General features: G+C 38.7%; 19 protein-coding genes and 1 pseudogene. 7 read left to right on the top strand and 13 right to left on the bottom strand.

What is annotated here, in order from left to right:
- Positions 1-138 precede the first annotated feature (138 nt).
- Genes AACL61_RS01425 through AACL61_RS01415 form a run of 3 tightly spaced genes read right to left on the bottom strand, consistent with a single transcriptional unit; the run spans position 139 to position 2,706 of the window.
- The gene (locus AACL61_RS01425) at positions 139-684 is read right to left on the bottom strand and encodes a class I SAM-dependent methyltransferase (RefSeq protein ID WP_339110883.1); all 546 of its coding nucleotides are present in this window, start codon (positions 682-684) and stop codon (positions 139-141) included.
- 17 nt (positions 685-701) lie between these two features.
- The gene (locus AACL61_RS01420) at positions 702-1,370 is read right to left on the bottom strand and encodes a potassium channel family protein (protein WP_016496548.1); all 669 of its coding nucleotides are present in this window, start codon (positions 1,368-1,370) and stop codon (positions 702-704) included.
- Positions 1,363-2,706: a TrkH family potassium uptake protein gene (locus tag AACL61_RS01415; protein WP_339110882.1), complete on the bottom strand. Its 1,344-nt coding sequence runs from the start codon at positions 2,704-2,706 to the stop codon at positions 1,363-1,365. Before AACL61_RS01415 ends, AACL61_RS01420 begins: the two co-directional genes overlap by 8 nt.
- Positions 2,707-2,860: 154 nt before the next feature.
- On the opposite strand from AACL61_RS01415, the gene AACL61_RS01410 reads away from it, so the two are divergent.
- Positions 2,861-4,633, top strand: coding sequence for an oleate hydratase (locus tag AACL61_RS01410; RefSeq protein ID WP_016496546.1), 1,773 nt, complete (start codon positions 2,861-2,863; stop codon positions 4,631-4,633).
- Positions 4,634-4,724: 91 nt separating this feature from the next.
- Complete coding sequence (locus tag AACL61_RS01405; RefSeq protein WP_170090865.1) at positions 4,725-5,486, top strand: NADPH-dependent oxidoreductase; 762 nt, start codon at positions 4,725-4,727, stop codon at positions 5,484-5,486.
- Here the strand turns inward: AACL61_RS01405 and AACL61_RS01400 are convergent.
- The 8 genes from AACL61_RS01400 to AACL61_RS01365 form a co-directional block, all read right to left on the bottom strand.
- The gene (locus AACL61_RS01400; RefSeq protein WP_016496544.1) at positions 5,483-6,622 is read right to left on the bottom strand and encodes a glycosyl hydrolase family 8; all 1,140 of its coding nucleotides are present in this window, start codon (positions 6,620-6,622) and stop codon (positions 5,483-5,485) included. The genes AACL61_RS01405 and AACL61_RS01400 overlap by 4 nt on opposite strands.
- Before the next feature lie 14 nt (positions 6,623-6,636).
- A complete protein-coding gene (locus tag AACL61_RS01395) occupies positions 6,637-7,944 on the bottom strand; it encodes a glycosyltransferase family 2 protein (protein ID WP_339110881.1) in 1,308 nt (435 codons plus the stop codon).
- A 142-nt stretch (positions 7,945-8,086) separates the two neighbouring features.
- Positions 8,087-8,950, bottom strand: a complete 864-nt coding sequence (locus AACL61_RS01390) for a hypothetical protein (protein WP_226061976.1) — start codon at positions 8,948-8,950, stop codon at positions 8,087-8,089.
- Positions 8,951-10,121: 1,171 nt separating this feature from the next.
- A complete protein-coding gene (gene phoU, locus AACL61_RS01385; RefSeq protein ID WP_339110880.1) occupies positions 10,122-10,826 on the bottom strand; it encodes a phosphate signaling complex protein PhoU in 705 nt (234 codons plus the stop codon).
- Positions 10,827-10,836: 10 nt separating this feature from the next.
- Positions 10,837-11,592: a phosphate ABC transporter ATP-binding protein PstB gene (gene pstB / locus AACL61_RS01380; protein ID WP_003664719.1), complete on the bottom strand. Its 756-nt coding sequence runs from the start codon at positions 11,590-11,592 to the stop codon at positions 10,837-10,839.
- A 10-nt stretch (positions 11,593-11,602) separates the two neighbouring features.
- Positions 11,603-12,484 carry a phosphate ABC transporter permease PstA gene (gene pstA, locus AACL61_RS01375; RefSeq protein ID WP_019253675.1) on the bottom strand — a complete coding sequence of 294 codons (882 nt, stop codon included), beginning with the start codon at positions 12,482-12,484 and terminating at the stop codon, positions 11,603-11,605.
- Positions 12,484-13,383 carry a phosphate ABC transporter permease subunit PstC gene (pstC, locus tag AACL61_RS01370; protein ID WP_102816369.1) on the bottom strand — a complete coding sequence of 300 codons (900 nt, stop codon included), beginning with the start codon at positions 13,381-13,383 and terminating at the stop codon, positions 12,484-12,486. Before pstC ends, pstA begins: the two co-directional genes overlap by 1 nt.
- Positions 13,384-13,387: 4 nt before the next feature.
- A complete protein-coding gene (locus AACL61_RS01365; protein WP_180977128.1) occupies positions 13,388-14,260 on the bottom strand; it encodes a phosphate ABC transporter substrate-binding protein in 873 nt (290 codons plus the stop codon).
- 125 nt (positions 14,261-14,385) lie between these two features.
- On the opposite strand from AACL61_RS01365, the gene AACL61_RS01360 reads away from it, so the two are divergent.
- Entirely contained in the window at positions 14,386-15,096 is a 711-nt protein-coding gene (locus AACL61_RS01360; protein ID WP_102816371.1) for a winged helix-turn-helix transcriptional regulator, read from the top strand.
- A gap of 86 nt (positions 15,097-15,182) precedes the next feature.
- Here AACL61_RS01360 and AACL61_RS01355 read toward each other — a convergent pair whose 3' ends face one another.
- Both AACL61_RS01355 and AACL61_RS01350 read right to left on the bottom strand, forming a co-directional pair.
- Positions 15,183-15,578: a hypothetical protein gene (locus AACL61_RS01355; RefSeq protein ID WP_339110879.1), complete on the bottom strand. Its 396-nt coding sequence runs from the start codon at positions 15,576-15,578 to the stop codon at positions 15,183-15,185.
- A 163-nt stretch (positions 15,579-15,741) separates the two neighbouring features.
- A complete protein-coding gene (locus AACL61_RS01350) occupies positions 15,742-16,755 on the bottom strand; it encodes a hypothetical protein (RefSeq protein WP_339110878.1) in 1,014 nt (337 codons plus the stop codon).
- A 115-nt stretch (positions 16,756-16,870) separates the two neighbouring features.
- Here AACL61_RS01350 and AACL61_RS01345 point away from each other — a divergent pair, with 115 nt between their 5' ends.
- From AACL61_RS01345 to AACL61_RS01330, 4 genes and pseudogenes are all read left to right on the top strand, one after another.
- Entirely contained in the window at positions 16,871-17,401 is a 531-nt protein-coding gene (locus AACL61_RS01345) for a GNAT family N-acetyltransferase (protein ID WP_003671533.1), read from the top strand.
- Between the two features lie 134 nt (positions 17,402-17,535).
- Positions 17,536-18,319: pseudogene (locus AACL61_RS01340) on the top strand (type I phosphomannose isomerase catalytic subunit); the annotation flags it as partial.
- Positions 18,320-18,336: 17 nt separating this feature from the next.
- Positions 18,337-18,774: a zinc-binding dehydrogenase gene (locus AACL61_RS01335; protein ID WP_085679076.1), complete on the top strand. Its 438-nt coding sequence runs from the start codon at positions 18,337-18,339 to the stop codon at positions 18,772-18,774.
- Positions 18,775-18,791: 17 nt separating this feature from the next.
- Positions 18,792-19,256: a low molecular weight protein-tyrosine-phosphatase gene (locus tag AACL61_RS01330; RefSeq protein WP_339110877.1), complete on the top strand. Its 465-nt coding sequence runs from the start codon at positions 18,792-18,794 to the stop codon at positions 19,254-19,256.
- The last annotated feature ends 70 nt before the right edge of the window (positions 19,257-19,326 follow it).

The following is a 19,326-nucleotide window of genomic DNA, read 5'->3' as shown; positions in this document are numbered from 1 at the left end:
TTGAGTGCTTTCAAGTTTCAGTAATTTGATATTAAAAATATTTTATCTTTGGTGTGACGCTTTTATCAATCTCATTTTACAACTGAATTAAAGAAGCAGGGCTGAACGATATTTATGTTCAAACCCTGCTTCTTTATTTTAGTTTCGTCGTGCAATCATCACGCGCTGTCCACCTATTTGTTTAACTTTAATGTCTTTAAAACGATAATACTCCAGTAGTTGACGATAGCGTTGTACAGTAGTAGCAGTAATCACTATGGTTCCCTTAAAAGCGAGGACCCTTATCGCCTCTTGTAAAACACGTCCTTGCGTAATTGCCGGTTTTACCTGCTGTAAATTACTAATCAGAACATAGTCAAACTGATGATCAGTGAAAGGCAAATTAGTGTTATCAGTCAATTCTACTTTCGCGCGATCAGCTACTGCCTCTTCTTTGATCAGTTCTTTCACTTGCTGTGCTTGCTTTTCATTTTTAACTATTCCCTTAATTTTGCCGGGAGCAGTCAATTGCTTGGCAAGGTTAATAAACGTTTTTCCATTACCAATGCTCATATCAAGGATTTGAACATCCCCGCGTATCGATAAATCAGCACTTATCTTTTTCCAGACCTGTTGCCTTTGCCAGATCAACCATCCAATAATTCCAACAATTATAACAATTACGATCCCAATGACGACTATCAATTCTCTTCACCCATTATTTAACTAACAATATCGTTTAGTTTCCGAATATCCTTTAAGTTCCCAACAACTGTAATTTTATCGTGCGGTTGAATAACATCATTAGCTTGCGGCATTTGATTAACTTCATCATCCTTACTAACAATGATAATCACATTGACATTATAACGATTACGAAAATCCAGTTCATCTAAGGTCTTATTGAAGAACTTTGGATTATTAATATTTACTTCTGCCAAAGTTATTTCCTTACTCAAGGTGACATAATCAACGACGCTTGGATTTAGTTGTTGGAAAATAAGCCGCTTAGCTAAATCATGCTCTGGTCGAACAACCATATCAGCGCCAATACGTTCTAAAACGCGCGCATGATTAACATTTTCAGCCCGACAGATTACATCCGGGGCCCCGAGTTCTTTAGCAATTAGCGTGGCCATGATACTTGCCTCAACATTTTTTCCAATTGAAATATAAACATGGTCAAAACTACCGATATCAAGGTCACGCAGAGCATCCTCATCTTGCGCGTCCGCAATTACCGCCCGCATAACTGACCCCGCAAATTCATTTACCACTTCTTCACTAGAATCAATCGCCAATACTTCTTGCCCAGCCTGAACTAAAGCTTCACATATTGAGGCCCCAAATTGTCCAATTCCAATAACAGCATAACTTTCTTTTTTAGCCAATTAACACACTCTCCTCTGGATAACGATAATTCTTCGCTGCCGTACTTGCATTTAGGATTGAGAACATAACGGTATAAATTCCGACCCGGCCGACAAACATCAAAAACATAATAATCAGTTGCCCTAACAGGTTAAGGTTAGTTGTAATCCCTAATGAAATCCCGGTAGTACCAAAGGCCGCCACCGCCTCAAAAGTAACATACGCTAACGAATCATGTTCTGGCAAATCCTGTGTTTCAGCAAGGACTAAAATTGATACAAGCAAAATAAATAAAGCAACAAACAGTAATGTCAAAGCACGATAAATATTTTCTTGGGTAAACCGGCGATGAGCAAAAGTCGTATCTCGTTGACCACGCAGGGTTGCAAAACTCTGAATCGTCAATAACCCGATTGTCGTTGTTTTAACCCCACCAGCAGTTGACCCCGGCGTTCCACCGATAAACATCAAAATAACCGTAAACGCGAGACCGGCAGCACTTAAATCAGTGTAAGGAAAAGTAATTAAACCGGCAGTTCGTGGCGTGATTGCCATAAAAATAGTATTAAGAATACGGTTGGAAAAACTTAATTTGTCACTTAATTGCGCTAAATTCTTCTCGGTAATAAAGTAAACAACCACGGAAACAATAAAGAGGACTGCTCCAGTACATAACGCTAACTGAGTATGCAAGGATAGCCGGTGATATTTAGGATAATTGAGGATATCTTTCCATACCAAAAATCCTAATGATCCGGCAACAATCAAAACAGCGAGCACGCATAGCATATAAGGGTCATTAGCATAATTTGCCATACTATTATCAAACAATTCAAAGCCGGCATTACAAAAGGCTGAGATTGAGTGAAAAATACTAAACCATATTCCCTTGCCAAGTCCATAACGCGGATAAAAGTCAAAAAACAAAAATATTCCACCCGCTAATTGGATAAGTAATGAAAGCCGAATGATAAGATAAACCACGTTCAATTGGGATAAGTGGTCAAGATTAAGTGCTTCTTGAGTTAGCAATCGTGTCGACATCCTCATTCGCTGCCGCACCAAAAGTGACATCATGACCGCGAATGTCATAAAGCCCAATCCACCTACTTCCATCAATATTGCAATCACAATCTGACCAAATAATGTCCAGTGATGAGCTGTACTAACAAGAGTTAATCCAGTTACGCAGGTTGCACTCGTTGAAGTGAAGAAAGCAGTCATAAAATTTGTCGTTTCTCCTGGTCGTGTTGCAAACGGCAAGGAGAGTAAAATCGTTCCCATAAAAATAACAATTAAGAACCCAAATGTAAGAATTTTGGGAAATGTATATTTATGTCTATTTATTTCAATCACTTTTATCCCTCCTCGTATTAATATTACTCAACTAATTATAAGCGTTTTTGTTAAATTCTAAACCATTATTTTATTTCCCGAGAAATCATCTAAGGAAAGCGCTACAATATAATTGTAGATTACCCGATTGCTTTTCCTGAAAGGAGACCTTTTTATGTACTATTCAAACGGAAATTATGAAGCATTTGCTCGTCCCCGTAAGCCGGCGGGAGTGGATAAAAAACATGCTTACATTGTTGGTGCTGGTTTAGCAGGCCTTTCTGCGGCTGTCTTCTTAATTCGTGACGCTCAAATGCCAGGCGAAAGCATCCATATTTTTGAAGAATTACCAATCGCTGGTGGTTCGCTAGATGGTCAAGATCGCCCTGATGTTGGATTTGTCACTCGTGGCGGACGAGAAATGGAAAACCACTTTGAATGCATGTGGGATATGTATCGTTCAATTCCATCTCTGGAAATCCCCGGTGCATCTTATCTTGATGAATATTATTGGTTAGATAAGGATGATCCAAATAGTTCAAATTGTCGCTTAACTTATAAACGGGGCAATGAGGTTCCTACTGACGGCAAGTATCTTCTTGGAAAGTCAACTAAGGAATTAATGAAACTAATCCTTACACCTGAAGACCAGCTCGGTGATTTAACGATCAGTGATTACTTCTCTGAGGACTTTTTCAAGAGTAACTTCTGGATTTACTGGTCAACCATGTTTGCTTTTGAAAAGTGGCATTCGCTAGCAGAAATGCGGCGATACGCAATGCGATTTATCCACCACATTGACGGCTTGCCTGACTTTACTGCTCTTAAATTTAATAAGTACAACCAGTATGAATCAATGACTAAACCATTGCTTGCATACCTTAAAGATCATGGTGTTAAGTTTGAATACGATACCCAAGTCCAAAACGTCCTGGTTGATACCAAGAATGGTGAAAAGCACGCTAAAAAGATTATTCTTAAGCAAGGCGGCGAAGATAAAACCATCAACTTAACTGACGATGATCTGGTATTTGTTACTAATGGTTCAATCACGGAAAGTTCAAATTATGGGAGTCATCACCAGGTAGCACAACCAACCCGAGCCCTTGGCGGCAGCTGGAAATTATGGGAAAACCTTGCTAAACAATCGCCAGCATTCGGTCACCCGGATGTCTTTTGTAAAAACATTCCTAACCGCAGTTGGTTCATTTCTGCAACTGCGACCGTCAAGAATCCACAAATTGAACCGTACATTGAACGACTAACTAAGCGTGACCTTCATGATGGAAAGGTAAACACTGGTGGAATTATCACCGTCACTGATTCTAATTGGATGATGAGTTGGACCATCCACCGGCAACCTCATTTTAAGAGTCAAAAGCCAAATGAAACCATTGTGTGGATTTATGGTCTCTATTCTGATACAGAAGGTAATTACATCAAGAAACGAATTGTTGATTGTACTGGGGAAGAAATTACTAAAGAATGGCTCTACCATCTCGGTGTTCCAGAAGCTTTAATTGACAATTTAGCAAAAGAAGAGTCGGTTAATACCGTCCCTGTTTATATGCCATTCGTTACTAGCTACTTTATGCCACGGGTAAAAGGCGATCGTCCTGATGTTATTCCTGAGGGGTCCGCTAACTTAGCCTTTATTGGTAACTTTGCCGAATCGCCAACTCGAGATACCGTCTTTACAACTGAATATTCAGTCCGGACGGCAATGGAAGCTGTTTATAGCCTCCTCAACGTTGATCGCGGGGTACCAGAAGTCTTTAATTCGATCTATGATATTCGCGAATTAATGCGGGCAATGTACTATATGAACGATAAAAAGCCGCTTGAAGAAATGGACTTGCCAATTCCAAAGATTGTTGAGAAACCACTGCTCAAGAAAATCAAGAAGAATTGGATTGGCGAATTAATGGAAGAACAACATTTACTTTAAAAACTAGGGGAGTGAGGCATTAGGTATTTCTACTTTTGTCCCACTCCCTTCAATTTAATATAAAGCCATTTAATATAAAGGAGTCTTTTTTATGACCAATGAAACGATTAAGCACCAATTAAACCATCGTACAATTCGGGCATTTAAGCCCATAAACCTTTCAGCAGAACAATTGAATACTCTTTACTCTGTTGCTAGTCATACGCCAACTAGTATGTTTATGCAGCAGATGTCAATTATGCACATTACTGATCCAGATAAACGTGCCGCAATAAGAGAAATTAGTAAACAACCGTATGTCGGCGCAAACGGTGACCTATTCATTTTGTTAGTTGACCTTTATCGTAACCAACAAATACGGCAGCAAAAAGGCAAGGATGATGGCCGTTTACATACCGCTGATATTTTCTTCCAAGGCCTTGATGATGCAATCATGGCTGCCCAAAACATAATTGTTGCTGCCGAGAGTATGGGCCTCGGCGTTGTTCCCCTTGGTTCAATCAAAAATGAGCCGCAAAAAATCATCGAAGTCCTTAATCTTCCTAAAATGACCTTCCCAGTTTTAGGCTTACAAATCGGTGTTCCTAACCAAGAACCTCAACTAAAGCCTCGCCTGCCATTAAAATTCATCGCATTTGATAATGACTATCCAAAAGAGATCAAGCTCAGTGACCTAAGCGATTATGATCAAGAGGTTACTACCTACTATGACCTTCGTGATGCTAACCAACGAATTGATTCCTTCACTAACCAGATTGCAGGGGCTAAACTCGACCGTCACTATACCAAGCGCGATGAAATTATGAAGGTGTTACACCAACAAGGCCTTTGCACTGACGAAGGAATTGATTAGTTCATCCCCTCAAGAGCAGCTAATGTCGTTAAGGTCGCATCATAGTAATTCTTCTCTGTTAAGGGTTTACTGAAAATGTGTTTCTGGCTAGCAAACAGATTATCATACCCTTCATTACGATTGCAGCTAACCGCATAAAAAATCGGCGCACTGAAACTATTTGATTGATATTTAACCAATCGGTGACCGTTTAATGAATAGCCAGCCGTAATATAATACTGTTCACTGAAGAACCTCATCATTTTATTTAAGACTTTCTGAGCTCGTGGATCATTGCTTTTTGCCAACATCATTGGAACCCGACAAGCATTCGCACTATAGTCTCCATCATATTTTCCAGCAACCGTATTCGGCCCCACTGGCTTGGTACTCCCTGGTCGAGCCCAGGCAAAGTCAGGTACTAGTCCTGTTCGGTGCTGTTTACTTAATGCAGTCAGACGGTCAAGCATATTATTTTTGATCATCTGCCACCTTGAATCGTGAGTACAATCGTATAAATGATCAAAAACTGTCGGCATTACATCTGAAGTTCGCAATAAATAATAAAACTTAGAATCCTTCGTAACCCAATCACCCACTGTTAACATGTGCGTGGTTGGGTTATATTCATATTTCATGATATCAGTGGCAATCTGTTGCTCTAGCTTATGATAATAAGGTGCTTTTTGTGGCCAAACTTTTGCAGCCCGGTGAAGAGCCGCAGCAATGTAAAGATCACCATCAGTCGCACTATTATGATCATCAACCCATTGACCTTCTTTATTATAAGACTGACGCCAGGACATTAAGTAAGTTAGCTGGTCATGGTGTTTTCCAACATAATCGCGATGTGCAAGGTAATAGTTAAGTAACTTATCAAAGTCATTTTCACTTGCCCAGCCCTTTTCAGCAGCGCGAGATACTACTTGCAGCCCGTAGCCTTGTCCTTCCGATAATGCAACAGGATGTTTTTGGTCGTTGCTGGTATTAACATACGTTTGCTTATTATTTTTGCGGACCAAATATGTCTCCTGCCACCGCCGATAAGCTTCGTATTGAATATTTTCAGGATTCTTTATTCTTACAAACGCGAGCGTTGCAATATAAATAACTGCAACAACGAGCGTAAGAAGCCAAATATATACTGGACGTTTCATAACTAATCCCCTTATTAGTCAGCAAACCGCTTAGTCTTTACCCATTTTGTCCCGTCACGCCGTAATAGTCGATCAAGTGCTACGGAGATTACCGCATGAATCGAAACAATTATAAATAATTGCGAATAGGTAAAGTATGAAGCAAGCGCTAACCAGATTTGCTTATTCGTCGCTTGTCCAAATTGCGTAGCTGCTGCTATTGTAATTTGTAAAATATACAAGATTATCATTAATAACCAATTAAAAAGCAAAAGTTGGGCGATTAGGATGTTACTTTCCCCGAATGTAAAGGGAATCATTACCTGTGGATTGAAAAGATGAACAATCCAAAAGCCTACATTCGCTAAAAAGATCGCATCAGAAAGGACGATTGCTGCATTAAACCAGAAAAAAGTACAGGAATAATAAAAGGTTTCTAACTTTACTCGCCAATTGCTCTTTCTAAAGAGATACTTAAAATTTTTAAGGACAACTTGGTAGTTTCCCTTTGCCCACCGTAGACGCTGATAATAATAATCATGCAGACGTTCTGGTTCCTGTTGAAAAGCTTCCGAATTATAAGCTAACGCGATTAGTTTTCCACTTTGCATAATCTTAAATGAAATATCAGTATCTTCTGTTAAGGCTCCATTTGCCCAGCCCCCGATTGAACGGACATATTTACTTTGAATGATAAAGTTAGTTCCTGGAATCCGGCCAATCTTAAATAAATGCCAAATTGCACAGTGCTGGATCCGTTGGGTAACAACAATTTCTTGATTAATGCACTTCGTTAAAAAGTTTTGTTCGGCATTGCGTGTCTTATTCCGGCCAAATGCTGCAACGTACCGTGTTGGATTTTCGAGAATTTTTCTTACTAAGAAATAGAGGGCGTTTTTTTCCGGCATTGCATCGGCATCGTAAACACCAATATATTCACCATGAGCCATTTTAAGGGCATCGTTTAAGACACCGGCCTTCCCTCCGCTACCATGACGTTCTATTACCTTTGCTTTTCTTTTCTCATATTTTGTAAGCTGTAACACTGTTCGGGCCCGTTGAGCAGTTTGATCATTGCAATTATCCGCAAAGATTAATAATTCGACCTTATCTGCTGGATAGTTTAATTCAAGGATTGCTTGGGTCGTCTGCGCAATAACTACTGCTTCGTTATGAGCGGGAACAACAATCGTAATTAATGGATATCGTTTTAATGGGACAATATCCACAATTTTTCTACTATGCTCAAGCCAAAAGTGAACTGCCCCACCTAATGTAATAGATGACATTAATAGCGAACTCCAAATCGAGATCAGGGTCACAATCATTACAAACTCGGTCATTGCTTTTTCCTTTCCCTTTTTACATTTAGTGTTGTCTGTTCAACGTGAAAATAAATCACCCACTGAAGAACCGCAAATATTAATGCCTGAACAAAAAAGATCAGGGTAATCACGAGTGCTAACCAAAAGAAAATTCGTACCATTATTTCTGAACTCCTCTTAGATACTCAACGACAAGGTCTGTTTCCATATCTCTTTCAATATGACGCATTACACTTTCCAGATTCTTAAATGAAGTCGCATTGATATCATCAACCTTCAAATGTCCCCATTTAAACTGAGGTTTTGAACTATTAATTTGTAATTCATCAAGTCCTGCACGCGTGCTTTGGTTCTGATAAGCAAATATAATATCTGGTAAATGATATGACAAAATTAAAAAAGTACCATCTTCTAAATAGTACAAGGCTTCAGATGGTAATCGTCGCCGTTTTAAGACTTTCGCAATTTGCTGAAGAGCATAGTTGTAATCATTATGATGAAATTGCCGTATTTGGTGATTATGAACCCAGTGAATCGCTGTAACATCAATCCACAAATCAGCAATTTGTTCTTTAGTAATGAATTGAAGTTCCTTTTTATAAATCTTATTAGCATTATATGCCGTCTGAAGTTTTACTATTTGATTATAGTGGGTCGCATAGCTTTCTATCTCCGCACGATTGCGGTCAAGCCAGCCCCACTCACCAATAATGTACCGACTGAAATACGCCAAACTTGCGGTAATTGGAAAGGCAAACAGTAACATTATTTTGATTGAATTATCCATTACCACATAACCTAGCAATAAAATGGCACTACCAATCGTTGTTAGGCCGATTGCAAGCCAGGTTAAAATGATATTTGGTACTAAACTCCCTACCATTAAGCCCAAAATAATCATAATCATCATGGCCGTCGTAATAAAATGGGCGTATTGGGATGCCCACCACATCATTAACACAATTGCAGTCAATATTACACAAAGCGCAATAAGCCCCGATTCTACAACATGTCGCCGAATCATAAGAATGTTCTCCCTTTCTTCCTATAAATTAGCAACTAATATCTTAGCACACCTTTTTTAGATTTCACTAGTTTAAAAGTTTGGTAAATAAGGAGTTATGCTTTGTTTGTAAAAATAATTTATCATTTTATAACAAGTAAATTCCCTTGAAAAAAATTACTCTTTTCTATATTTAAATTTATAGACATTCATATTAGATATGTTTTATTTTTGTACGTTGATAAGCAAAAGCACAATAATTAAGGTAAACAAAAAATCCTGATTTAACTGTGCAGGAAAAATCAGGATTTTAACTTAGTAAACTCATCGATGAAACATAATGTTGCTGATGTTAATTGGATAAAGGGATGCATTGTTTCAATGAAGAGTCTTTTATCTAACTTAAAAAACAAGTGGATTTCTTGTTTGTAAGTATTATAGCACACCTGTTGTGAAAATGTTAACTAAGATTTAGGATGATTAAATATTTTTTGCAACAATCTCTTATTTATCTACTGTTTATCTTATTTGCCAGCAGTGATTATCATCACAATATCACATTATTTCTAATTAAATTTAGAAATAATAAATTACCTTGTCTGTCTCTGATTAAAATTCTCCTCGGTATTTTATAGATAATATCATTGCTTTTATCTAATAATTTCCATTATATCTAGTTCATTATATTATAATTTAGAAAAATAAATATTTTTATGCAATTGGTGTTGAAAAAAGGCTAATATAAGGGTGATAAATAAATTTTGATAAATTTATTTAAAAGAAATGAATTTATTATTCCTGATCACACCCCATACGGTCAGCGGCGATGATTTTATAGCTATTTATAAGCTATTGTTTCATTGAACTTTATTTATCAAACTTTATAGAAAGGAGCAGAAGTTCTTACTTTGTTAGCTAAGTTTAGCGGTATCATTTGAGTTATTTAATTTACTTTATAGCTACTTTTCTTCCTTTATCAAAACGATTAAATCGCTTGGAATCATATCACTAATACTTTTAACCTAGTAATTCTCTTTTAGCGTTTCTCATTATTCTTAGAAGCGCTGTTGTTTGATCCAAAAATAGAATATTCATTAATACACAGTTACAAAGCAATCTCTAAATTTAAGCTTTCTAATCAAAAAGCAACCTCACTGTCATCCTTTGACCCTGAGATTGCTTTTTAATTTAATTACTGGTTTCCAGTTAATTTTCGCCGGACTAATGTTGGATCAGCCTTCCCTGGATTTAATTCGACCAGTTTTCCCGACCCACTGTAAATAATCCATTCTGCCAAATTAACAATATGGTCGCCAGTGCGTTCTAAATTCCGGATAACGGCTAAATAGCTTTCGTAAGCTTTTACGTCCTCTCCACCTTTAACCAGTGCTTTCATGATTTCTTTTTGTAATTTCACATAAAGTAAATCAACTTTTAAGTCCTCGTTGGCAACCTCATAGGCAACCTGCTCATCAGTATAAACATAAGCATCAAGGATTCGTTCAAGCATTTTGCGAACAATCATCATCATCTGTTCAATTGGCTGTTCGATGTCTTCATGATGTTCAAATTTACTTAAGGTAATCGCAGCACGGGCAATATGGGTGGAATAGTCCCCTAATCTTTCGATATCAGTACTAGCTTTTAAGATACTGATAATTTTCCGAAAGTCGGTTGCAACCGGATTTTGTAATGCCATTAGCTTCAACGCCTGTTTTTCCAAATGAATTTCTTCGTCGTTAATCTTTGTATCAGTTGTTAAAACCTTATCCGCTAAGTCCGCATCATGATCCGTAAAGGCCTTTGTTGCTTGATAAATCTGCTCACTAGCGTCAATCCCCATTTCCATGAAGTGACTCCGCAGTCGTTTTAATTCATCATCAAAAATTGCTCCCATGTTTTCACTCCTAACCAAATTTTCCGCTAAGGTAATCCGCTGTTTGTTGTTGTTGAGGATTCATAAAAATATCTGCCGTCTGGTTAAATTCAATTAATTTTCCTTGGTGCATAAAAGCTGTCCAGTCTGCTGAACGTGATGCTTGCTGCATATTATGGGTAACCATAATAATCGTAAATTTCTCCTTTAATTGTACTAAAGTATCTTCAATTTGCGAAGTCGAAACCGGGTCAAGGGCACTAGTCGGTTCATCCATCAAGATAATTTCTGGCTGAACTGCCAGCGTCCGCGCGATACAAAGCCGTTGTTGCTGACCTCCAGATAAGGCAAGGGCGCTTTCCTTTAAGTGGTCCTTAACTTCTTCCCACAAAGCGGCCTGACGCAAACTCTCCTCTACTCGTTGATCAAGAATTTGCCGGTCCTTTACTCCGGCAAGCCGTAATCCATAAATAACGTTCTCGTAGATTGATAAGGGGAACGGTGTTGGTTGCTGGAAGACCATGCCAATTTGTTGACGAATCCGGTAAACATTAACTTTAGGCTGGTTAATATTCAAGTCATGAAAATTAATTTCACCTTTGACCGTTGCTAAGTCATCGTTCATCCGGTTAAGACTTCGTAACAATGTTGACTTTCCTGAACCAGACGCCCCAATCATTGCCGTAATCTTATTGGCCGGAAATTTCATTGAAACGTCATGAACAACATGTTTGTCACCGTATAATACTTGTAAATTTTTCACTTCAAGAGCAACTGAATTTTCCATTATTTTATCCTCACTTTGCAAGTCGTCGCTTAATTAAATAACCAATATATCTAGCTAATAGGTTAAAGATTAAAATCGTTAAAATTAAAACCGCTACTGAACCATTTGAAACAGCACGAGCATCTGGAACCAGTCCTTCACTGTTAACTTTCCAGATATGAACAGCTAAAGTTTCGGCTGGTCGCAATGGATTTAAGAAACTGGTAGGACTAAATGGGTTCCAATCGGTATAGCTAATTGCCGGTGAACTCTGCCCAGCCGTGTAGATTAAGGCAGCAGCTTCCCCAAAGATACGGCCAGCACTTAGGATCGCTCCGGTAATAATTCCCGGTAAAGCAGCCGGTAAAACAATTTTAGTTGTTACTCGCCACTTTGACATTCCTAATCCCAATCCGGCCTGGCGTTGAAGGTAAGGAACTTGGCGAAGGGCGTCTTCACATGCCCGTGTTAAAATCGGCAAGTTCAAAATTGTTAATGCTAGTGCCCCCGCAAGTAAGGAGAAGTCTAACCCCCATTGCAAAACAAAGACTAAGTAACCAAATAATCCCACTACCACTGATGGCAATGAACTTAAAACTTCAATCGCCAAGCGCAATAAGTTTGTCCACCGATTATCTGGTGCATATTCGCTTAAGTAAATGGCAGCACACAATGCTAAAGGAATCGAAACGATTAATGTTAAAACAACCAGGTAAAGAGAATTAAATAATTGATCACGAATCCCCCCACCACTTCTAAACGATTCAGCGCTTGACGTTAAGAAATGCCAAGAAATATGGGGAATTCCTGATAGTAATAGGTACGCTAACAAGGCAAATAAAACTAACCCCACTAAACCGGTTAAAGTTAAAATAATCACGGTCGCCAACCGATCTACTTTTTCTGGACGCATTATTTTACCCCTTTCCGGCTAACCAGCCGCATTAAAAGATTGAAGGCCAAGGACATTACTAACAGAATTAAAGCTAAGGACCAGAGTGCATTGTTTGAGATCGTCCCCATGACTGTGTTTCCAATTCCAGTTGTCAAAACACTAGTCAAGGTTGCTGCTGAATGCATCAATCCCGTTGGCATTACCGTCGTGTTTCCAATTACCATTTGGACTGCTAGGGCCTCACCAAATGCCCGGGCCATCCCGAATACCATTGCAGTTAAAATCCCGCTTTTAGCACTCGGAATAATCACCCGCGAAATCGTCTGCCAGCGAGTTGCTCCTAGCCCTGCAGACGCATTGCGATATTGTTTAGGAACTGCCCTAAAACTATCAATTGTCATCGAAGTCATTGTTGGTAAAATCATCAAAAATAATACACAAGTAGCAGCGAGAATCCCAAAGCCAGTGCCGCCGAAAAAGCGACGTAAGAAGGGAACGATTACTGTTAAACCGACATAGCCATATACGACGGATGGAATTCCGACTAATAATTCAATGGTCGGTTGGAGAAACTTATATGCGGTTGATGGCAAAATCTCTGTGATTGCAATGGCAACTACTAAAGCAAGGGGCAAAGCAATTACTCCTGACAAAAGAGTAACGCTAAAAGAGGTAGCGATCATCGGTAAGGCCCCGAATACGTGATCACTTGGCCGCCATTTAATTCCACTTAGAAATTCCCACAATGAATAGTGATTGCCAGTAAAGAGGGCAATTCCTTTCCAAGTTAAAAAGATTAAGATCGTTGCCACTAGTCCCCCAATTAAAGTAATTGCAAGATAACTAATTACTTTCCCTGAGGCTTCCTGCTTACTTTCAACAGAGGGCTGTGTCAAACGTTGTCGTAAGTCTTCCATCGTACTATTTCCTTTCAGTTACTTTCCCAGTTGGTGTTTTTTCAACTTTCATATCATGAATGCTAATATAGTGAGCTTCTGTTACGAGCGTCTTTTGCACTTTCTCACTTTGCATATATTTAATGAAATTTGCAGTTGATTGGGATGGTTGTTTTTGCGTATACATATGCTCATATGACCATAATGGCCACTTATTTGTCGTAACATTATCAGCAGTTGGCGCTACTCCATCAAGGTTAACTGACTGAACTTGGTCATTAAGATAAGCAAATGCAATATAGCTGATCGCCCCTGGTGTATTTCTAATAATTTCTTTGACTGTCCCGTTTGAATCTTGTTCTTGCGCATTTACTGCCTGCATCCCTGGTTTCAATACCGTCTGTTCAAACGCAACCCGGGTTCCACTCCCATGAGCACGATTAATAACTGTAATTGGCAAATCAGGTCCGCCAACTTCTTGCCAATTCGTAATTTGACCAGTGAAAATTTGCTGAAGCTGCTTCATTGTTAAATTCTTAATCCCAAGCTCTTCATTAACAATTGGTACGATCCCCGAAACAGCAACAATATTGTCATCTAACTTATTGGCATTAATTCCATCTTGCTGGTCAGCAAAGATATCAGCAGATCCGATATTTACTGCTCCTGCTTGTACCTGACTAAGACCGGTTCCTGAACCACCACCCTGCACAATAATGCTGGTTTGGGGATGCTTAGTCCGGTAATCATTTGCAACTGCTTCAGCTAATGGTTGGAGAGCTGTTGAGCCGACAATGGTAATTTTTTCTTGTGATGGTTGTTGCTTAGCGAGTACCCATGACCCACCTAGCCAACAAACTATTGCGACGATAACAACCCCGATAATCGTTTTTTTCATTACTATTCCTACCTGTTTATTAGTTGTTTTCATATATTTCGTATGGTACAAATAGAGAATAGCAAGTCGATGTAAATTTTTAATCTTTGTAATGTAAAGGTTATGTAAATTTTGGAGAAAATATTATGACCAATAAATTTTTGCTAATGAGCCAGCAAGACGATCTCGTCCACCAGTTACAAGCTATTTGTAAAAAAGAACACTGGACCTATGAGCTCGTGACTACTCCGACTGGCTTAGTAGTAGCCTTAGAAAAAAATCAAATTAGCGGAATTTGGTGGGATATGACGGAAGTAAGCTTAGACACCACGATTGCTACCATGACCCTTATTCGGTCGCAAGTCCAAGGACCGATTACCGTTTTTACTCCTCGCTTTACGGAACACATTCAACGAAAATTATACCGGGCACATGTTGATGATGTAATTGCATTCCCTCTCCTCCCCAGTGTTTTCCGCTCCTTAATTCAGCAGCGCTTGTGGACTTACCACTATCCACAGATGCATTCATTAGCTGATGATAATACAACCAAAAATGACCCAGTAATAACTACTGGATCATGGGAAATTAATCAAGAAACCTATACTGTTACTAAAAATGATAAAACAATTGCTTTAACACCCAAGGAATTTCAATTACTTTCTTACTTAGTTGATCATAAAGGACAGGTATTAAATCGGGATCAACTCGTTAATGGGGTCTGGGGGTATGATATTCTTGATACTTCACGGATCGTTGACATTCACATCAGTCACCTCCGAGATAAACTTGAAGATGACTCTCAACACCCTACTCATCTTCTCACAGTACGGGGATTTGGCTATAAATTTGTTTAAAATAATCATAACCACCCGTCAAACGGGTGGTTATGATTAGTGTAATTAATTTGATTTATTTTTTATACGTGTAGAGTTTAGTAAAACTAAATATACTGTTCAACCGTATTTCGATACTTTAATAGTTCTATTTGATCCATGGAAGAATCAGGGAGAACAACTTGAGCGCTATCATTGCCACCGTTTTCATCCATTTGTTGACGTCCCCATACTCCCAAAGACATAACGAGACGGGCAAATTCTTGACCACCTTCCGTGAGAACAAAGCAACCAGCTTCTTTAATCGGACTGATCAAATATTTGGTTTGCAGTTCCTCAATTATTGTTATCAATTGATTATCATAAATATTAGTCAACAATTCATGTAATTCATCAAAGTCTAACGGTTTTATTCCTAGCCAGAAAAGAGCTTTAGAGTAATCACTATTGCACAAAAGGCTTAAAGAATAAGTAATGCCATGATTAGTTTCTTGATTCATCATTAACCCACTCCCGCGTACAAAATATTGTAATATTCATCACAAATTATAACATGAGGAAAAAGCAATCTCAAAAGAACCCCCCTATTTATTTATCAGATTATTAATCTTAAAGACACTTTTATAAATAAAGTCAATTTATACAATAAAATCGCTATCAATAACATTATATTGTATATTTACTTTTTAGTAAAATTTGTGCCTCTTTTATTCCAAAGAAATGTGATTTAGGACTACTCATCTTATGAGCGATCAATATTTGTTGCGCTTGTTCACACTGTACTTTTGCTAACTCATTTGGCTGGAATATTTGCAGATAGAATGATAATTGCCGTAATTTAATCGCTAACTGGCTCCGCGCCTTCGTCAAAGTCACATCCTTAAACTGCTTATAATCATGAATCATGAAACGAGTTTTCCGGCGCTGTAAAGCATAGTTAATTGAATTGCTCTTAATCCGGTGAAGATCTTGAACTGTGAGGCCGTGTTGACGAAGAAGATAATTAAACATCGTAATCTGCTGGTCGACTTGTCGCCAATCCGTTGCAATATCATCTCGTAATTGTGTAATCTCTTCTTTGGTAAGACGGTGGGTAACTCCTTGTTTTAATTGGTGATATAAGGTTTGCAGATCTTGATAATCGCGTTGGTGGAGTGGAAGGTCAACCTGACTAAATAAGTTGCATCGCTGGTAAAGGATCGTCCCTTCGTGGTTCTTAAATCCCTGCTGGGCAACAACAAACTGGAATATCTTTTTTGGAAAACGCCGACCAGCTTGATAAGCCAAAAGAATACTATCCATATACAGGTTAATTTCATTAATGCCTGCCTGGATCTCCCTCGCAACTTTGTGGGGAATGCTTGCATGCTGCTGGAAGTGAGAGATGCCCAAAAATAGTTGCCGACCAGTTGTCCGTGAACGTAAGATAAATTGATTCTTTAAACGCCGACCACAATCACAATAGAGGTTGTCGCCAGGATGATCATGTTGTCGCTGATACCAAGGATTAATTACCATTCCCTGAAACTCCCAATCAGTCTGTTTAAGATAGAGATGAGTATGAAAACGCGATAGCATCGCATAACGTGTAAACTCACTCAACGCCTGCACCTGATTGGCCGTTAAATGTTGTAAAATTGCTTCTCGCTGTTGACGAGTCAACGCAATAATTTTATCCATCCTCTCATCCCTTTTCTTAAAATACTGTATTACTATATCAAAACAAACGTTCGATTTCAAATTGTCTATTTAATCCTTTTCTGGTAAAATATTTAATTACAAGGAGTGATATTATTTGGATTTAGACATACAGCCCGTGAGGTTGAGTTTAAAAGAATACAAACAAGTTAAACAATTATATATGCGCGCATTCCCGAAATACGAGCGAGAACCGTGGACGTGGTTGCTCATCAAGAGTAAGTATCAACGCGCTGACTTCATGGCCTTCTATGACCAGGAACAGTTTGTTGGATTTGCTTACGTTATTCACAGTCACGGTATGCATTATATTTTGTACCTCGCAGTTAATGATCAAATCCGTTCTCAAGGATACGGGACACGGATTATTAATGAACTTCGTCGCCTTTACCCTGAGGATTCGCTAGCCTTGGACGTTGAGCAGCCTAATCCCCAAGCGGCAAATAACCAGCAGCGGTTACGACGACTTAAATTTTATCGGCGCAATGGCTTTTTTCCAACTCCAAAACTTTTCAAAGAGGAAAAAGTCACATTCCAAGTTTTAGCAACCAATAAAAAAATCAACCAACGAAAGATTGATAAGGCCTTCGAGTGGTTCTCATGGCCGCTTGGTTGGTTGATTCAATAAATGTTTCGATTTTACTAGTTTGAGGCTGAGAAAAAGCTTTTTTGCTTTTTCAACAGCCTTTTTTACTGTCAAGAAAATAAGGTTTACAAAAGCGTTACAATTTATGCAAGCGGATACATAAAGGAGTGATAACATTGGTAGAACCATTATTTTTAAAGCCAGTCTTTCATGAGAAAAATTTTTTTTTGGGGGGGGTGGTCGACACCTTGCAACTGATTTCAGTTACCAAATTCTAGAAGGGACAATTGGGGAGTGCTGGGCAATTTCTGGACATCCTCATGGGCCAAATATCATTACCAATGGTCAATACAAAGGCCAACTATTGCCAAAAGTTTATCAGTAACATCCAGAGCTGTTTGGTAATCCACGCTCTTCTGTTTTTCCATTATTAACAAAGATTCTTGATGCTAATGCTAGTCTATCAATTCAAGTTCATCCCGACGATGCTTAAGCCGAAGAACATGAGCACGAACTAGGTAAAACAGAGTGTTGGTATGTCATTCATGCAGAACCTGGAGCTTATTTAACATACGGACATACCGCAAAAACGCGCGATGAGCTTATTAAGATGATCAATAATCATCAATGGTCAAAACTTTTTAGTAAAAAGCCAGTAAAAACGGGGGACTTTGTCTATGTGCCAAGCGGAACCATCCATGCCTTAAACAAAGGAATTATCGTCTTAGAAACCCAGCAAAGTTCTGATACCACTTATCGGATCTACGACTATGACCGTCGAGATAAAAAACAGGTCAGCTACGCCAGCTTCATTTAAAACAAGCAAAAGACGTGACAACAGTGCCATTTACTGAGCCACAAATTAACCCCCGCATCGTCCATGATGATAGTTCAATAATTACTACTTTAATTTCTCAACCTGACTCACCATTCTTTACAGTCTACAAGTGGGAGATCAATGATTAAACCACCTTGACCTGGTAAAGGAATTGGGCGCTACTGAAACAATTAATAACACGGCTGAAGATCCCGTCAAAGCAATTAAGGAAATCGTTCCGCGTGGTGTAACTTATGCAATCGATACTACCGGAAACACCGGTGTAATTAAGTCAGCAATTGATAGTCTTGCCACCGCTGGAGAATGTGTCCTCTTAGGAGTTGGCGGCGATATTACCTTAAACTTAATGAATGATATCTTATCAGAATCTAAGAAAATCTCTGGGGTTGTCGAAGGAGATAGCAATCCCCAAGAGTTTATTCCTCAACTAGTTAAGTACTACAAGCAAGGCAAGTTCCCCCTTGATAAGCTTGTTAAGTACTACGATTTTGCTGATATTAACCAAGTTATCGCTGACTCAACAAACGGAAAGGTTATTAAGCCAATCATCAAAATTGATCCTGAATTAGCTAAATAATTAGGTGGAGTGTTTTTATGAAAGTAATTTTTGTTTGCCTTGGTAATATTTGCCGCTCACCAATGGCGGAAGCAATGTTCAAAAAAATGGTTGCAGAAGCTGGCCTTGCTGATCAAATTACTATTGATTCAGCCGGAACAAGTAACATTGCGAAAGGTTCACCTGCTGATAGTCGAACAAAAGCCATTCTCGATAAATATCACATTAAAGACGACGGAATGATTGCCCGTCAATTGCGCGACAGGGATTATTATGATGCCGATTATATTATCGCAATGGATCAGATGAAGGTCCGGGACGCAAAAGATATGGCACTAGCTGGGTTAGAAAATAAGGTTCATAGAATCTTCGAAGCTACCCCAGGAAAAGAAAATCGCTATATCGTTGACCCCTGGATCACTCACCGATTCCAAGATACCTATGATAGCTTAAGTGAAGCCCTCCCCAATTGGCTTGCTAAGCTAAAGAAGGAAATTAAATAACCGTTTATCAAAAAACACGCCTGAAAATTTCAGTCGTGTTTTTTCTTTTTACCCGAAATGTCAATTTAAG

Origin of the sequence: Limosilactobacillus reuteri subsp. porcinus, assembly GCF_036621895.1 — a bacterium.
Classification (GTDB): Bacteria; Bacillota; Bacilli; order Lactobacillales; family Lactobacillaceae; genus Limosilactobacillus; species Limosilactobacillus reuteri_J.
This window is presented reverse-complemented; position numbering and strand designations above follow the sequence as displayed.

Bases quoted from the DNA above. Each gene is read 5' to 3' on its own strand.
- AACL61_RS01410 (WP_016496546.1), top strand. From the start codon at position 2,861: ATGTACTATTCAAACGGAAATTATGAAGCATTTGCTCGTCCCCGTAAG.
- AACL61_RS01405 (WP_170090865.1), top strand. From the start codon at position 4,725: ATGACCAATGAAACGATTAAGCACCAATTAAACCATCGTACAATTCGG.
- AACL61_RS01400 (WP_016496544.1), bottom strand. From the start codon at position 6,622: ATGAAACGTCCAGTATATATTTGGCTTCTTACGCTCGTTGTTGCAGTT.
- AACL61_RS01395 (WP_339110881.1), bottom strand. From the start codon at position 7,944: ATGACCGAGTTTGTAATGATTGTGACCCTGATCTCGATTTGGAGTTCG.
- AACL61_RS01390 (WP_226061976.1), bottom strand. From the start codon at position 8,950: ATGATTCGGCGACATGTTGTAGAATCGGGGCTTATTGCGCTTTGTGTA.
- phoU (WP_339110880.1), bottom strand. From the start codon at position 10,826: ATGGGAGCAATTTTTGATGATGAATTAAAACGACTGCGGAGTCACTTC.
- pstB (WP_003664719.1), bottom strand. From the start codon at position 11,592: ATGGAAAATTCAGTTGCTCTTGAAGTGAAAAATTTACAAGTATTATAC.
- pstA (WP_019253675.1), bottom strand. From the start codon at position 12,484: ATGCGTCCAGAAAAAGTAGATCGGTTGGCGACCGTGATTATTTTAACT.
- pstC (WP_102816369.1), bottom strand. From the start codon at position 13,383: ATGGAAGACTTACGACAACGTTTGACACAGCCCTCTGTTGAAAGTAAG.
- AACL61_RS01365 (WP_180977128.1), bottom strand. From the start codon at position 14,260: ATGAAAAAAACGATTATCGGGGTTGTTATCGTCGCAATAGTTTGTTGG.
- AACL61_RS01360 (WP_102816371.1), top strand. From the start codon at position 14,386: ATGACCAATAAATTTTTGCTAATGAGCCAGCAAGACGATCTCGTCCAC.
- AACL61_RS01355 (WP_339110879.1), bottom strand. From the start codon at position 15,578: ATGATGAATCAAGAAACTAATCATGGCATTACTTATTCTTTAAGCCTT.
- AACL61_RS01350 (WP_339110878.1), bottom strand. From the start codon at position 16,755: ATGGATAAAATTATTGCGTTGACTCGTCAACAGCGAGAAGCAATTTTA.
- AACL61_RS01330 (WP_339110877.1), top strand. From the start codon at position 18,792: ATGAAAGTAATTTTTGTTTGCCTTGGTAATATTTGCCGCTCACCAATG.